Origin of the sequence: Nostocoides sp. HKS02 (genome assembly GCF_009707485.1) — a bacterium.
Classification (GTDB): domain Bacteria; phylum Actinomycetota; class Actinomycetes; order Actinomycetales; family Dermatophilaceae; genus Pedococcus.
Genome location: NZ_CP046121.1, coordinates 974,726 through 989,024, shown reverse-complemented (window position 1 = coordinate 989,024; position 14,299 = coordinate 974,726). Strand labels below are relative to the sequence as shown.

The 14,299-nt window shown below is 71.0% G+C and carries 13 protein-coding genes; 4 read left to right on the top strand and 9 right to left on the bottom strand.

The features are described 5' to 3' along the window. Positions 1-8: 8 nt before the first annotated feature. On the bottom strand, positions 9-1,127 hold the full coding sequence (locus tag GKE56_RS04615; protein ID WP_154683538.1) for a site-2 protease family protein: 1,119 nt from the start codon (positions 1,125-1,127) through the stop codon (positions 9-11). A gap of 134 nt (positions 1,128-1,261) precedes the next feature. On the opposite strand from GKE56_RS04615, the gene metH reads away from it, so the two are divergent. Together metH and GKE56_RS04605 are read left to right on the top strand one after the other, a co-directional pair. Continuing rightward, positions 1,262-4,984: a methionine synthase gene (gene metH / locus GKE56_RS04610; RefSeq protein ID WP_304650416.1), complete on the top strand. Its 3,723-nt coding sequence runs from the start codon at positions 1,262-1,264 to the stop codon at positions 4,982-4,984. 48 nt (positions 4,985-5,032) lie between these two features. Further along, entirely contained in the window at positions 5,033-5,878 is an 846-nt protein-coding gene (locus tag GKE56_RS04605; protein WP_154683536.1) for a PD-(D/E)XK nuclease family protein, read from the top strand. Here GKE56_RS04605 and GKE56_RS04600 read toward each other — a convergent pair. Further along, the gene (locus GKE56_RS04600; RefSeq protein WP_154685624.1) at positions 5,854-6,531 is read right to left on the bottom strand and encodes an HAD family phosphatase; all 678 of its coding nucleotides are present in this window, start codon (positions 6,529-6,531) and stop codon (positions 5,854-5,856) included. The genes GKE56_RS04605 and GKE56_RS04600 overlap by 25 nt on opposite strands. Positions 6,532-6,660: 129 nt before the next feature. On the opposite strand from GKE56_RS04600, the gene GKE56_RS04595 reads away from it, so the two are divergent. Then, positions 6,661-7,512 (top strand): PAC2 family protein, encoded by an 852-nt coding sequence (locus tag GKE56_RS04595; protein ID WP_154683535.1) that lies wholly within the window; start codon positions 6,661-6,663, stop codon positions 7,510-7,512. A 67-nt stretch (positions 7,513-7,579) separates the two neighbouring features. On the opposite strand, the gene mshC is transcribed toward GKE56_RS04595, so the two are convergent. The 6 genes from mshC to GKE56_RS04565 are packed head-to-tail and all read right to left on the bottom strand — an operon-like array spanning position 7,580 to position 12,892. After that, positions 7,580-8,830, bottom strand: a complete 1,251-nt coding sequence (gene mshC, locus GKE56_RS04590; protein ID WP_154683534.1) for a cysteine--1-D-myo-inosityl 2-amino-2-deoxy-alpha-D-glucopyranoside ligase — start codon at positions 8,828-8,830, stop codon at positions 7,580-7,582. A 22-nt stretch (positions 8,831-8,852) separates the two neighbouring features. Next, a complete protein-coding gene (locus GKE56_RS04585; RefSeq protein ID WP_230209185.1) occupies positions 8,853-9,716 on the bottom strand; it encodes an SCO1664 family protein in 864 nt (287 codons plus the stop codon). Next, positions 9,644-10,183, bottom strand: coding sequence for a DUF3090 domain-containing protein (locus GKE56_RS04580; RefSeq protein WP_154683533.1), 540 nt, complete (start codon positions 10,181-10,183; stop codon positions 9,644-9,646). Before GKE56_RS04580 ends, GKE56_RS04585 begins: the two co-directional genes overlap by 73 nt. A 9-nt stretch (positions 10,184-10,192) precedes the next feature. After that, entirely contained in the window at positions 10,193-10,918 is a 726-nt protein-coding gene (locus GKE56_RS04575; protein ID WP_154683532.1) for an MSMEG_4193 family putative phosphomutase, read from the bottom strand. Between the two features lie 27 nt (positions 10,919-10,945). After that, positions 10,946-11,806 carry an undecaprenyl-diphosphate phosphatase gene (locus tag GKE56_RS04570; protein WP_154683531.1) on the bottom strand — a complete coding sequence of 287 codons (861 nt, stop codon included), beginning with the start codon at positions 11,804-11,806 and terminating at the stop codon, positions 10,946-10,948. Positions 11,807-11,833: 27 nt separating this feature from the next. Beyond that, a complete protein-coding gene (locus GKE56_RS04565; RefSeq protein ID WP_154683530.1) occupies positions 11,834-12,892 on the bottom strand; it encodes an LLM class F420-dependent oxidoreductase in 1,059 nt (352 codons plus the stop codon). A gap of 75 nt (positions 12,893-12,967) precedes the next feature. Between GKE56_RS04565 and GKE56_RS04560 the strand changes: the two genes are divergently transcribed. Further along, a complete protein-coding gene (locus GKE56_RS04560) occupies positions 12,968-13,906 on the top strand; it encodes an aldo/keto reductase (protein WP_154683529.1) in 939 nt (312 codons plus the stop codon). 34 nt (positions 13,907-13,940) lie between these two features. Here the strand turns inward: GKE56_RS04560 and GKE56_RS04555 are convergent, their stop codons facing one another. Then, positions 13,941-14,279 carry a primosomal protein gene (locus GKE56_RS04555; RefSeq protein WP_154683528.1) on the bottom strand — a complete coding sequence of 113 codons (339 nt, stop codon included), beginning with the start codon at positions 14,277-14,279 and terminating at the stop codon, positions 13,941-13,943. Positions 14,280-14,299: the final 20 nt, after the last annotated feature.

The following is a 14,299-nucleotide window of genomic DNA, read 5'->3' as shown; positions in this document are numbered from 1 at the left end:
GCGCGAGTCTAGTTGCGGCTCAGCACCTCGTTGACCAGCCGGGAGTGGGCGATCCCGTAGGGGCGACCCTGCGAGGTCACGACCACCGTCGGAAAGGAGGTGGCCTGCATGGCGGCCACCACGGCCATGAGGTCGGCGTCCGGCGGCACCTCGACGACGTTCTCGGCCGGGATCCTGCTCACGGCGGACAGCAGGGGTGCCTGCGGGTCGATGCCCTCGGGGCGACCGTCCCTGGCCGACGGGAAGACGAGGCATGGCACGCCGTGCTCGTCGACGGTGACGACCGCGTCGGGCTGCGACAGCGCCACGGCGACCGGGGTGCCCGGGGGCATCGGCACCGCGCGCTCCATGACGTCAGCGACGCGGAACCGCCCGATGAGCGACAGCGCCTGACCCCGACGGATCGACTCGGTGGCGCCGGACCACAGGACCGAACCGATGACCAGGACCCAGAGGCTGCTCAGGCCCAGGCTCTCGCCGCGGAGCAGCGGGCGCCCGAGGAACCACAGGACCACCAGCGCGGCGACGACGCGACCGCACCAGCCCGCGACGACGGCACCCCGGTTGCGGTCGCCCGTGACCTTCCACACCAGGCACTCCACCACTTGGCCGCCGTCGAGCGGCATACCGGGCAGGATGTTGAGCACCGCCAGCGAGCCGTTGATGATGACGAGCCCCTCGAGCAGGTGAGCGACGACGTCCGAGCCGAACGCGGGGTCGACCGCCGGCAGCAAGGCGAACCCGATGCCCGCGAGCACGGCGTTCGCCGCAGGTCCGGCCGCCGCCACGACCGCCATCCGGCCCGGTGTGGACCGCCCGGGCTCGAACGAGGTGTGGCCGCCCCAGAGCGTGGCGACGATCCGGATGACCGGCATGCCGAAAGCCCTGGCCGTGAGCGCGTGGGCGCCTTCGTGCACGAGCACGCTCACGAGCAGCAGGAGCGCCTGGGCGACCCCTAGACCGATGCCGTATGCCGGTCGCGTCGAGAGCACGGGGCCGCTCACCACCGCGACGATCACCACCGCGATGACGAACCAGCTCGGCGCGAGGAAGACCGGAATCCCGGCCACCCGCCCGATCCGCACGCCGTGTCCGCCGTCGTCCTGGGGCGCGCCAGCGGTGGTCATGCGCCGACACTACGTGAACCGGTCCGGCGCCCGATCCCGGCCCGCGCCATACTTGACCGGTGCCGAAGACCCCGCTGCTGCAGCCGGACGCGACCGAGGCCCTCCGGGCCGCCCTGACCGAGCGTGTGCTCGTGATGGACGGCGCGATGGGCACGATGATCCAACGCGAGGGGCTCGGCGAGCAGGACTACCGCGGAGACCGCTTCGCCGACTGGGAGAGCGACCTCAAGGGAAACAACGACCTGCTGTCGCTCACCCAGCCCGAGATCATCCGTGGCATCCACGTGGCCTACCTCGAGGCGGGCGCGGACCTGGTCGAGACCAACACCTTCAACGCCCAGCGGATCTCCCTGGCGGACTACGGGATGCAGGACCTCGCCTACGAGCTGAACGTGGCCGCCGCCCGGCTGGCGCGCGACGCGGCCGACGCGATGACCGCACGTACGCCGGATCGACCGCGGTGGGTGCTCGGCGCGCTCGGCCCGACCAACCGCACCGCCTCCATCTCCCCCGACGTCAACGACCCAGGCACGCGCAACGTCACCTTCGACGAGCTCGTCGAGGCCTACCTCGAGCAGGCCCGCGGTCTGGTTGACGGTGGCGCCGACGTGCTCATCATCGAGACGATCTTCGACACGCTCAACGCGAAGGCCGCCATCTTCGCGGTCGAGACGCTGTTCGAGGAACACGAGCGGCGCTGGCCGGTCATCATCTCGGGCACCATCACGGACGCCTCCGGACGGACCCTGTCCGGTCAGGTCACCGAGGCCTTCTGGAACTCGGTGCGGCACGCCAAGCCGATCGCGGTCGGGCTGAACTGCGCGCTGGGTGCCGCCGAGATGAGGCCCTACGTCGCTGAGCTCGCGAGGGTGGCCGACACGTTCGTCTCCTGCTACCCCAACGCCGGGCTGCCCAACGCGTTCGGCGAGTACGACGAGCTCCCCGACCAGATGGCCGAGGTCGTCGGCGAGTTCGCCCAGGCCGGGCTGGTGAACCTCCTCGGGGGCTGCTGCGGAACGACCCCCGAACACATCGCCGCCATCGCCAAGGCGGCCGACGGCCAGCCGCCTCGGGTCCCCGCCGAGGTGCAGCCGGCGCTGCGGCTGTCGGGCCTTGAGCCGCTGACGGTCACCGAGGAGTCCCTGTTCGTCAACGTCGGCGAGCGGACCAACATCACTGGGTCAGCGCGGTTCCGCAAGCTGATCCAGGCGGAGGACTACCCCACCGCGCTCAACGTCGCGCGTCAGCAGGTCGAGGCGGGCGCCCAGGTCATCGACATCAACATGGACGAGGGGATGATCGACGGCGTCGCGGCGATGGACCGCTTCGTCAAGCTCGTCGCGAGCGAGCCCGACATCTCGCGGGTGCCGCTGATGGTCGACTCCTCCAAGTGGGAGGTCATCGAGGCCGGGCTCAAGTGCGTGCAGGGCAAGCCGATCGTCAACTCGATCTCCATGAAGGAGGGCGTCGAGCCCTTCGTCGAGCACGCCAGGCTGTGTCGCAAGTACGGTGCGGCGGTGGTGGTCATGGCCTTCGACGAGGACGGCCAGGCCGACTCGCTCGAGCGCCGCAAGGTCATCTGCCAGCGGGCCTACGACATCCTCACCACCGAGGTCGGCTTCCCCGCCGAGGACATCATCTTCGACCCGAACGTCTTCGCGGTGGCCACGGGCATCGAGGAGCACGCGGCATACGGCACGGACTTCATCGAGGCCACGCGGTGGATCAAGGAGAACCTGCCCGGCGCGCTCGTCTCCGGCGGAGTCTCCAACGTCTCGTTCTCCTTCCGAGGCAACAACCCCGTGCGCGAGGCGATCCACGCCGTGTTCCTGTTCCACGCCATCAAGGCCGGCATGGACATGGGCATCGTCAACGCCGGAGCCCTCGTGGTCTACGACCAGGTCGACGCCGACCTGCGCGAGCGGATCGAGGACGTCATCCTCAACCGCCGCGCCGACTCCACCGAGCGGCTGCTCGAGGTTGCCGACGCGTTCAACACCGGTGACACCAAGCAGGAGGCGATCGCCGAGGAGTGGCGCTCGTTGCCGGTCGGCGAGCGGATCACGTACGCCCTGGTCAAGGGAATGGACGAGCACGCCGAGTCCGACACCGAAGAGCTCCGCCAGGAGATCTCGGCCCGGGGCGGCCGCCCGATCGAGGTCATCGAGGGCCCCCTCATGGACGGCATGAACGTCGTCGGCGACCTGTTCGGCAGCGGCAAGATGTTCCTGCCCCAGGTCGTGAAGTCGGCGCGGGTCATGAAGAAGGCCGTCGCCTACCTCATCCCGTTCATCGAGGCCGAGAAGACCGAGGCCGAGGTCGCGGAGAACCGAGCCAAGGGCAAGATCGTCATGGCGACGGTCAAGGGCGACGTCCACGACATCGGCAAGAACATCGTCGGTGTCGTCCTGCAGTGCAACAACTACGACGTCGTCGACCTCGGCGTCATGGTGCCGGCGCAGAAGATCATCGACGCGGCGATCGCCGAGAAGGCCGACGTCATCGGGCTGTCCGGCCTGATCACGCCCAGCCTCGACGAGATGGTCAACTTCGCCGCCGAGATGGAGCGCCAGGGCCTGGAGATCCCGCTGCTCATCGGCGGCGCCACGACCAGCCGCGCGCACACCGCCGTCAAGGTCGACCAGAAGTACCACGGCCCCGTGGTGTGGGTGAAGGACGCCTCGCGGTCGGTGCCGGTGGTCGCCCAGCTGCTCTCCGACGAGCAGCGCCCGGCCCTGCTGGAGAGCGTCACCAAGGACTACGACGCCCTGCGGGCACGGCACGCCGCCAAGTCGACCGAGCGACCCCTCGTCTCGATCGAACAGGCTCGCGAGCGGCGCACCCCCATCGACTGGTCCGGCTACCGCCCGCCCGTGCCCCACCTGGTGGCCCAGCAGGAGAAGGAGCTGCTGCGGCGCCAGTCCGGCGTGCCCAACCGCTCGGTGACCCAGTTCGTCCGGACCTTCAGGGACTACTCGATCGAGGAGCTGCGGCGCTACATCGACTGGGGCCCGTTCTTCCTCGCCTGGGAGATGAAGGGCCGCTTCCCGGACATCCTGCACAACCCCGCCACCGGCGAGACCGCGACCAAGCTCTTCGAGGACGCGAACCACATGCTCGACCGCGTCATCGAGGAGAAGTGGCTGCGCGCCAACGGCGTGATCGGCCTCTTCCCGGCGAACTCCGTCGGCGACGACATCGAGGTCTACACCGACGAGTCCCGCGAGCGGGTTGCCACCACGCTGCACACGCTGCGACAGCAGGGGCAGCACCGCGCGGGCGTGCCGAACCGGGCGATGTCCGACTTCGTGGCCCCCCGCGAGAGCGGGCTGGCCGACCACATCGGCGCCTTCGCCGTCACCGCGGGGCTCGGCGCGCAGGACAAGATCACCGAGTTCAAGGCCGCCATGGACGACTACAGCGCGATCCTGCTCGAGGCGCTGGCCGACCGCCTCGCCGAGGCCTTCGCCGAGCGCATGCACGAGCGCGTGCGGCACGAGTTCTGGGGCTACGCGCCGGACGAGCACCTGCGCAACGACGACCTGATCGCCGAGAAGTACACCGGTATCCGGCCCGCGCCCGGCTACCCCGCCTGCCCGGACCACACCGAGAAGCAGCTGCTCTGGGACCTGCTCGAGGTCGAGAAGAACGCCAACATGGAGCTCACCGAGTCGATGGCCATGTGGCCGGGCGCGGCGGTGTCCGGCTGGTACTTCTCCCACCCGCAGTCCCAGTACTTCGTCGTGGGGCGACTGGGGCGCGACCAGGTCGAGGAGTATGCCGAGCGCAAGGGGTGGACGCTGGCCGAGGCCGAGCGCTGGCTCGCGCCGAACCTCGGCTACCAGCCGGAGGAGTGACCGGCACGCCGCGCGAGCGGTGTCGGTGCCGCGGCATACGGTGAGGGCATGGTTCCAGCCCTATCGCCGAGCCGCGCATCGGACTTCAAGCAGTGCCCCCTGCTCTACCGCTTCCGCGCGGTGGACAAGCTGTCCGCGCCCCCGAGCGCCGCGGCCGCTCGGGGCACCCTCGTCCACGCGGTGCTCGAACGGCTCTTCGACCTGCCGGCCGAGCAGCGCACCCCCGCAGCCGCCGAGGCACTCCTCGGCCCCCAGTGGGAGGCCCTCGTCGCTGCCGAGCCCGAGCTCGCCCAGCTCATCACCGGTGACGAGACGGTCACCGAGGAGTCCTGGTTCGGCGACGCCCAGGCGCTGATCGAGACCTGGTTCGGCCTCGAGGACCCGACCCGGCTGGAGCCGGCCGAGCGCGAGCTCTACGTCGAGACCGAGGTCGACGGCCTGGTGCTGCGCGGGTACGTCGACCGGCTCGACGTGGCGCCCGACGGGGCGATGCGGGTCGTCGACTACAAGACCGGGCGATCGCCGAGCGAGCTCTTCGAGGGCAAGGCCCTGTTCCAGATGAAGTTCTACGCCCTCGTGCTGTGGCGTCTGCGCGGCGAGATCCCACGGCTGCTCCAGCTCGTCTACCTCGGCAACGGCGAGGTCGTCCGCTACACCCCCGACGAGCACGACCTGCTCAGCCTGGAGCGCAACCTCAAGGCGGTGTGGACCGCCATCGAGCGGGCCGCGCTGACTGGCGACTGGCGCCCCAAGACCTCACGACTGTGTGACTGGTGCGACTTCCGACAGCTCTGCCCGGCGTGGGGTGGCACACCGCCACCGCTGCCCGAGGACGCCGCGCAGCGCGCTCTCGATCCGGTGACCTCGGGTCAGGTCGTGCCGGCCGACGACTGACGCGCCCCGTCGAACAGCGCCAGCAGGTCAGCCGGCCGCACCCCGCGAAGGCTCGGCACCTGGACTGCGCCGACCATGAGCGGAACGGGCACCACGTGCGGCACCGCCACGGTCGGCACCCCGGCGGCCACGGCCGACCTGACGCCCGTGGGCGAGTCCTCGATGGCCACGCAGTGTCCGACCTCCACGCCGAGCGAGCGCGCCGCGGCGAGGTAGGGCTCGGGGTGAGGCTTGCCGTGCTCGACCTCGTCACCGGTCACGACCGCGGCGAAGGTGCCAGCCGGAAGCGCACCGACCACCGCCTCGGCCAGCGAGCGCCACGACATGGTCACCAACGCGCTCGGCACCCCGGCTTCCCCGAGTGCGGTCAACAGCTCGACGGCGCCCGGCCGCCACGGCACGTGGTCACGGACCTGGGCGATGACGCGCTCGAGGAGGTCCTCGATGATCTGGACCGGCGCGAGGTCGACCGGCGAGTGGTCACGGATGAACTGCGCCGACACCATGAGGTCGTTCCCCACGAGCTGGTGGGCGTACTCGTCGCTCCAGACTCCCCCGGCCTCCTCGACGATCGCGTGCTCGGCCGTGATCCAGTACGGCTCGGTGTCGACGAGGGTGCCGTCCATGTCCCAGAGAACGGCGGCGGGCAGCATGGCTGAGGCAGTCACGCGGACCAGCCTACGCAGCCTGCCGTGGCTGGTTCGACCGCCTGCGTAGGCTGGACACCGACAGGACCTAGCCGGTCCCGTCAGCAGACCGTCCGGCGACCCAGGGAGAAGCGCGTGATCGAGCTCGAGGACGTCCCAGAGCTGAACGACCCGGTCGTCATCGCCGCCTTCGAGGGCTGGAACGACGCCGGTGAGGCAGCCACGGCGGCCATCGACCACCTGGTCGACATGTGGGACGCCGAGCCCATCGCCGCGCTCGACCCGGAGGAGTACTACGACTTCCAGGTGAACCGCCCCCGGGTCGTGCTCGACGAGGGTCGGCGCCGGATCCACTGGCGGACCACCCGGATCCTGGTCGCCACGGGCGCCGGGCTGGGTCGCGACATCGTCCTGATCCAGGGCATCGAGCCGAGCTTCCGTTGGCGAGCGTTCACCATCGAGCTGATGGAGTTCGCCCAGCAGGTCGGGGCGTCCACGGTGTTCACCCTGGGTGCCCTCATGGCCGACGTCGCGCACACCCGGCCGATCCCGGTCACGGCAACCTCGGACGACGACGACGTGCTGCACCGGTTCGACCTCGAGCCGAGCCGCTATGAGGGTCCGACCGGCATCGTCGGGGTTCTCGCCGATGCCGCGAGCCAGTCAGGGCTGCAGTCCATCTCGTGCTGGGCGGCCGTGCCCCACTACGCGGGCCACTCCCCCTCGCCCAAGGCGACCCTCGCCCTGGTCTCACGCCTCGAGGAGCTGCTCGACGCACCGATCCCCCACGGCGACCTCCCAGAGGCCGCCAAGGCCTGGGAGCGAGGCATCAACGAGCTCGCGGAGACCGACGAGGAGGTCGCCGAGTACGTCCAGTCGCTCGAAGAAGCCCAGGACACCGCGGACCTGCCCGAGGCCAGCGGCGATGCGATCGCCCGCGAGTTCGAGCGCTACCTGCGCCGTCGCGGCCAGGAGGGCCCCGGCTGAGCTCTGGCAACCCGCCGACCAGCAGGGCCGACCAGTAGGGCCGACCAGCAGGGCCGACCAGCAGGGCCTAGACCCGGACTCCGAGCACCGCGTCGATCGTCCGTGCCAGTACGCCGGGGGCGCCGGCATCGGGGCCACCGCGGGTCAGGCACTGCTTCGCCCAGCGGTCGACAGCGCGCAGGGCTCCGGGCGTGTCGAGGTCGTCGGCGACGCAGCGTCGGACTGCCTCGACGACCTCGGTGACGTCCGGCCCGGCATTCACCGACAGGGCGGCACGCCACGTGTCGAGGCGGTCCTGCGCCCGGGTGAGCAGCTCGGGAGTCCACGACCACTCGGTGCGGTAGTGCTGCTCGAGCAGCACCAGCCGGATGGCCATCGGGTCGACCCCGTCGGCGCGCAGCTTGGAGACGAGCACGAGGTTGCCCTTGGACTTGCTCATCTTCTCGCCGTCCAGGCCGACCATGGCCTGGTGGGCATAGGTTCGTGCGAAGGGCCGCTCACCGGTGAGGGCGACCGCCTGGGTCGCGCTCATCTCGTGGTGGGGAAAGATCAGGTCCGTCCCGCCGCCCTGGACGTCGAACGCCATGCCGAGGTGGTCCAGCGCGATGGCGGTGCACTCGATGTGCCAGCCCGGTCGCCCGGCCGGTAGCCCGGCGGCGGTCCACGACGGTTCACCCTCGCGGGCGGCTCGCCACAGCAAGGGGTCGAGCGCGTCACGCTTGCCTGCGCGGTCGGGGTCGCCGCCACGGTCGGCGAAGACGGCCAGCATCTCCGCGCGGGTCCAGTTCGACACCGCACCGAAGCCCGGCTCGGTGGACAGGTCGAGGTACAGGTCGCTACCCGCGCTCGACTCGGGGGTGTCGACCTCGTAGGCCGCGCCTCGCGCGACGAGGGACCGCACTGCCGCAGCGACCGGCTCGATGCTCTCGACGACCCCGACGTAGTGGTCGGGCGGGAGCACCCCGAGGGCCGTCATGTCCTCACGGAACAACGCGATCTCCTCGGCAGCGAGGTCCTGCCACCGCACCCCGTCGCGCCGCGCACGCTCGAGCAGGGGGTCGTCGACATCGGTGATGTTCTGGACGTACACGACGTCGTGACCGGCGTCGCGCAGCGCGCGTCCCAGCACGTCGAAGGTGACGTACGTGGCGGCATGGCCGAGGTGGGTGGCGTCGTACGGCGTGATGCCGCAGACGTACATCCGGGCCGTCGGCCCGGGGTTGACCGCGCGCAGCGCCCGGGTGCTCGAGTCGAACAGCTGGGGCGGGTGGCCGGTGCCCGGCACCTCGGGGATGAACGGGGCAGGCCAGGAGATCACGGACAAAGCCTACGGGGGCGGTTCAGAGCGGCGGCCACGGGATGGCGGGCCACTGCCCCGAGGGCTTCGGGTATGCCGCGTGGTCCAGCAGCGCGCGGCACCGCTGCACCAGCGCGGCCACCTCGGCCGGGCTGATCAGGGTGTCGAGCTGGCCGCGGAGCTCGGACTCGCCATCGGTGGCGGCGTCATGGATGGTCGTGAGCCGAGCGAGCTCCTCGGACGGCAGTGGCTGGCCGGCGAAGCCCCAGAACACGGTCCGCAGCTTGTCGTCCGCGTGCAGGCTGACACCGTGGTCGAAGCCCCGGAGCGCACCACCCTCGCGCACTAGGTGCGAGCCCTTGCGGTCGGAGTTGTTGATGACCGCGTCGAAGACGGCGACCGATCGGGTGGCGGGTGAGTCCTCGTGGACCACGACGACCGGCTGTCCGTCGGCGTCCTCGCCCTGGAGCACCGGAACCCATCCCGCCGGGATCTCGTTGGGCGCGACGAGCGACACGGCATACTCCGGCTCGGTCTCAGGGTCGCCCACCCAGCGTTGGACCGAGCCGAGCCCGTGGGGCCCCGAGCGCAGGACGGTCTCGGGCACGATGTCCCAGCCGCCGGCGGCGCTGATCGCCCACGCCGCCACCTCGCGGGCAGCCAGAGTGCCGTCGGGGAAGTCCCACAGAGGTCGCTCCCCCGCCACCGGCTTGTAGATGGCGAGGGCACCGGGTTCGCCACCCACCCGGACGAGCAGCGCGAGGTTGGACGCGTCGACGAGGCGGCCGAGCACCTCGAGCTCCGCCTCGGCCAGGGACGCCAGCAGCGAGCGAGTCAGCGCTTGTAGCCGTTCGCGCGTGGGCAGATGTGCCCCTCGGGCTCGAGGGGTCCGCCGCAGAACGGGCACGGAGGCCTGCCAGCTGCCACGAGGGACTGGGCGCGGCGGGCGAAGGCGCGCGCCCGGGCCGGGGTGAGCACGACCCGGATGAGCCGTGGCTCCTCGGCCAGCACCTCGGGGTCGGTGGCGCCCACCGGGTCGTCAGGGTCACGATCGAGGCACTCGATGACCACGACGCCCCGGGCCTCGTCCCAGCCCAGGCTCAGCGTGTTGACGCGGAACTCGTCCTCGATCGGGGTGTCCAGCGGTGCGTTGTCGACGACCTCTGTCGCCACGTGGTCGGCGCCTTCGCCGCCGGCATAGCTGTCGAGGATGTCGTTGATGCGGTTCGCGAGGACGGCCACCTGCTCCTTCTCGAGGGAGACGCTGAGCAGCCTGCGCCCCTCGCTCGCCTGGAGGAAGAACGTGCGTTGTCCGGGAGGCCCCACGGTCCCGGCGACGAACCGGTCCGGAGGATCGAAGTCGTTGACCGCCATGATCCGACTCTAACCCCGACCTGCGTCGCTGCTCGCGACCGTCCCACTGCCCCCGCCGACGACGGCGTCCTGCGGGGATTCGCCTTCGGCCGGGCGGAATCGTCCGAGGTCAGGGGCGCTGAGGTTGGCGGCCAGCAGGAACGTGTGGCGGCCGCCGTAGCGGACCGCGGAGACCGAACCGGGGTCCGCCGTGTAGCTCTGGAAGTGCGCCAGCCCACTGCCCGTCGCGTCCGCCAGCACGGCCTTGACGAGGTCACCGTGCGTGACGGCCACCCACAGGGCGCCGTCACCGTGCAAGGCCGCCACCTCGGCGTCGATCCGGCGGACGGCCGCGACGACGCGGGCGGACATCTCCGCCAGGCTCTCGGCGGCATACGTCTCGGAATCGGGAAACCGCGCGGTGAGCGGGTCGTCCTGCACGGTGGCCCACAGCGGGTCCTTGGCGAGGTCGGCCAGCGGCCGGGCCGTCCATGCGCCGTAGGCACACTCCAGCAGGTCGTCCTCGAGGCTCAGGTCGAGACCGGCGGCTGCTGCGAGTGGCCCGGCCGTCTCGACGCACCGCTCCAGCGGGCTGGTGACGATCCGGGCTACCGGCAGCTCGGACAGGCTCGTGGCCAGCTGCGCCGCCTGCCGCTGTCCCGTCTCGGTGAGGTGTATGCCGGGCAGGCGCCCCGCGAGGATCCCCTGGCCGTTGGCGCTGGAGTGGCCGTGACGGACGAGCAGGCAGGTGGGCACGACCCGCACTCTACGGCGCGGTGGTGCCTAGGTCGCCGACACCGTGCCGGCGGCGAGCAGGCCGAGGAGGAGCACGCCGAGCGCCACGCGGTACCAGACGAACGCGGTGATCTTGTGGTTGCTGACGAAGCGCAGCAGCCAGGCGATCGAGGCGTAGGCCACGACGAAGGATACGACGATGCCCAGGCCCATCTGCCCGACCCCCAGCAGCTTGAGGTGGGACTTCTCGTGCACCGCCTCGAACAAGCCGGCGGCGGTGAGCGCGGGGATCGCCATGAAGAACGAGAGGCGGGTCGCGGTGAGCCGGTCCAGCCCTCGGAAGAGACCGGCCGAGATCGTCGCACCGGAGCGGGACACGCCCGGCACGAGCGCCAGGCACTGGAAGAGGCCGATGACCAGGCCATCGCGCATGGTGACCGATCCCTCGCCACGCTCTTCGCCGCGGGAGACGAGCATCGCGTGGCGGCTCTCGGCCAGCCACATCGCCACGCTCCACCCGATGAGCGCGACGGCCACGACCCACAGGCTGCGCAGCGGGCCGCTGATGAAGTCCTTGGCCACGAACCCGATGATGCCGACCGGGATCGACCCGATGATCACGGCCCAGGCCAGCTGGTAGTCGTGGTGGCTGCGCCCTTCCGTGCTGCGCAGACCCGTGACCCACGCCAGAAGCAGGCGGACGATGTCGCGCCAGAAGTAGAGCAGGGTGGCCACGATCGCACCGAGCTGGATGATCGCGGTGTAGGCCGTCACGCCCGGGTCGTCGACCGTCAGGCCGAGGATCTTCTCCGTGATGGTCAGGTGGCCGGTCGAGGAGACCGGGAGGAACTCGGTCAGGCCCTCCACCACGCCGAGGACGAGTGCGTCGAGGTAACTGAGAGTGCTCACTGAACCGCTTCCTGCTCGGGGCTGACGTCAGGCGACAGTCTGGCCCATGACCTCGGCCATGGTGCGCACGACATGCAGACGCTCCTCGAGACCCCCGGCGAAGGGCGCCACGGACAAGGTGCCGACGCCGGCCTCGGCGTACCGGTGCAGCCGGTCGCGGATGCGCTCCCGCGGCCCGATGAGCGCCGTGGCGTCGATGAACTCGAAGGGCACGGCAGCCGCTGCGTCCCGGTGCCGCTTGGCCAGGAACAGGTCCTGGACCTGCGCCGCGGCCTCCTCGAAGCCCATTCGGCAGGCCAGCTGGTTGTAGAAGTTCTGCTCGCGCGAGCCCATCCCGCCGATGTACAGCGCGGCATACGGGCGGATGAGGTCGGCGGCGGCCTCGACGTCGTCGGCGATGACGACCGGCACGGACGGCGCGATGTCGAACCCCGTGAGCGGGTCCTCCTCGGTGCCCCGGCCCGCGCGGCGGCGCCCAGTCACCACCGACTCGACGAGGCCACCCGAGTGCTCAGGACTGAAGAAGATGGCGTGCCAGCCGTCGGCGATCTCCCCGGCCAGCTCGAGGTTCTTGGGACCGACGGCGGCGAGGTAGATCGGCAGGTGGCTGCGCGGCGGGTGGACCGTCAGCTTGAGCGCCTTGCCCGGGCCGTCGGCGAGGGGCAGCGTGAAGTGCCTGCCGGCATAGGCCACGGTGTCGCGTCGTAGCGCCATCCGGACGATGTCGACGTACTCGCGGGTGCGGCCGAGCGGCGCGGCGAACGGCACGCCGTGCCAGCCCTCGCTCACCTGGGGACCGCTCACCCCGAGCCCGAGCCGGAACCGGCCACCCGAGAGGGTGTCGAGGGTGGCGGCAGTCATGGCGGTCATGGCCGGGGTCCGGCCCGGGATCTGCATGACGGCCGCGCCGAGGTCGATGTTCGAGGTCAGCGCGCCGATCCAGGACAGCACGGTGGGGACGTCCGAGCCGTACGCCTCGGCGGCCCACGCCACGGCATACCCGAGGCGGTCCGCCTCCTGCGCGACGGCGACGTTGTCGCGATCGACCCCCATGCCGAAGTACCCGAGGTTCACGCCGAGTTCCATGCAGCGCAGGCTATCCCGCCGCACGCGGCGGGGCCTGCCGTAGCGCGGGCCACTCCCCCACTACGGTACGGAGACATGCGCCACAGACGAATGGGTAACTCCGGCCTGTCCGTGTCCCGGCTCGCGCTGGGCACGATGACCTGGGGTCGAAGCACCGACGAGGAGGGCGCCCGCGAACAGCTGCGCACCTTCGTCGACGCCGGCGGCACCCTCGTGGACACGGCGCACGGGTATGCCGACGGCGCCGCCGAGGAGTTCCTCGGTCGGTTCATCGAGCAGGACGTGACCCGCGACGAGGTGGTCATCTGCACCAAGTCGGGCATCTCGCGCCGCTCGGGTCAGCGGGTCGTCGACACCTCCCGACACAGCCTGCTCGCCCAGCTCGACACCTCCCTGGAGCGGCTGGGCACCGACCATGTCGACCTGTGGCTCGTGCACACCTGGTCCGACGACGCCCCGCTCGCCGAGACGCTCTCGGCCCTGGAGTGGGCAGTCGGGACCGGACGCGCCCGCTACGTCGGGGTGTCGAACTACAGCGGCTGGCAGAGCGCTCGCGCCCTCTCCCTGCTCGAGCAGGCGCGAGTTCCGTTGGTGGCCAACGAAGTCGAGTACTCCCTCGTCAACCGCTCGGCGGAGCCGGACCTGCTGGCCGCGGCACAGGCGCTCGGCTTCGGGCTGCTGCCGTGGTCGCCCCTCGGCCGGGGTGTGCTCACCGGCAAGTACCGCCACGGCATCCCCGCGGACTCGCGGGCGGCCTCACGCGACTTCCCGCGGTTCACCGCGCGTTACCTCGACGACCGCAGTGCGGGGATCGTCGAGGCACTCGCCATCGCGGCCAAGGGGCTGGGGGTCAGCCCGGCCGAGGTGGCCCTGGCGTGGGTGCGCGACCGGCCGGGCGTCGTGAGCCCGGTCGTGGGGGCGCGCACGACCGCGCAGCTGCGGGCGTCCTTGGCCAGCGAGGCGCTGGAGCTGCCCGACGAGCTCGTCGCGGCGCTGGACGAGGTCTCGGCCTGAGACGAGGCAGGAGGGCTGCCCTGCTCGGCCGCCGTCAGTGCTGGGTGGAGTTGGTGCCCGAGGTGGCTTCGGACTCGGCGTCGTCATCCTCGTAGTCGGCGTCGTCGAGACCGGAGTACACGCCCGCGTCGCCGTCTTCGTCGCTGTGGTCGTCGAGCTCGTCGTCGTCCTCACCGTCGTAGATGTCGAGCGGCGTCATCTCGCCGTAGGCGTCGAGGAGCGCCTCGTCGTATGCCGCGAACGCGTCGGCGAGGTCGTCGTATGCCGCGATCACCGTCGGGTCGTCCTCGCCCCGTTTGGACGAGGATGCCTCCAGATGGCGCTCGAAGGCGCTCACGAGGTTGGCCAGCGCGCCACGCGGGTCTGCGGTCATGCCCCGACCGTAGCGGGTTC

Coding starts and splice junctions, on each gene's coding strand:
- GKE56_RS04560 (WP_154683529.1), top strand. CDS start 12,968: ATGCGCCACAGACGAATGGGTAACTCCGGCCTGTCCGTGTCCCGGCTC.
- GKE56_RS04555 (WP_154683528.1), bottom strand. CDS start 14,279: ATGACCGCAGACCCGCGTGGCGCGCTGGCCAACCTCGTGAGCGCCTTC.
- GKE56_RS04600 (WP_154685624.1), bottom strand. CDS start 6,531: ATGCTGCCCGCCGCCGTTCTCTGGGACATGGACGGCACCCTCGTCGAC.
- metH (WP_304650416.1), top strand. CDS start 1,262: ATGGACGGCGCGATGGGCACGATGATCCAACGCGAGGGGCTCGGCGAG.
- GKE56_RS04615 (WP_154683538.1), bottom strand. CDS start 1,127: ATGACCACCGCTGGCGCGCCCCAGGACGACGGCGGACACGGCGTGCGG.
- GKE56_RS04605 (WP_154683536.1), top strand. CDS start 5,033: ATGGTTCCAGCCCTATCGCCGAGCCGCGCATCGGACTTCAAGCAGTGC.
- GKE56_RS04580 (WP_154683533.1), bottom strand. CDS start 10,183: ATGGCGGTCAACGACTTCGATCCTCCGGACCGGTTCGTCGCCGGGACC.
- GKE56_RS04565 (WP_154683530.1), bottom strand. CDS start 12,892: ATGGAACTCGGCGTGAACCTCGGGTACTTCGGCATGGGGGTCGATCGC.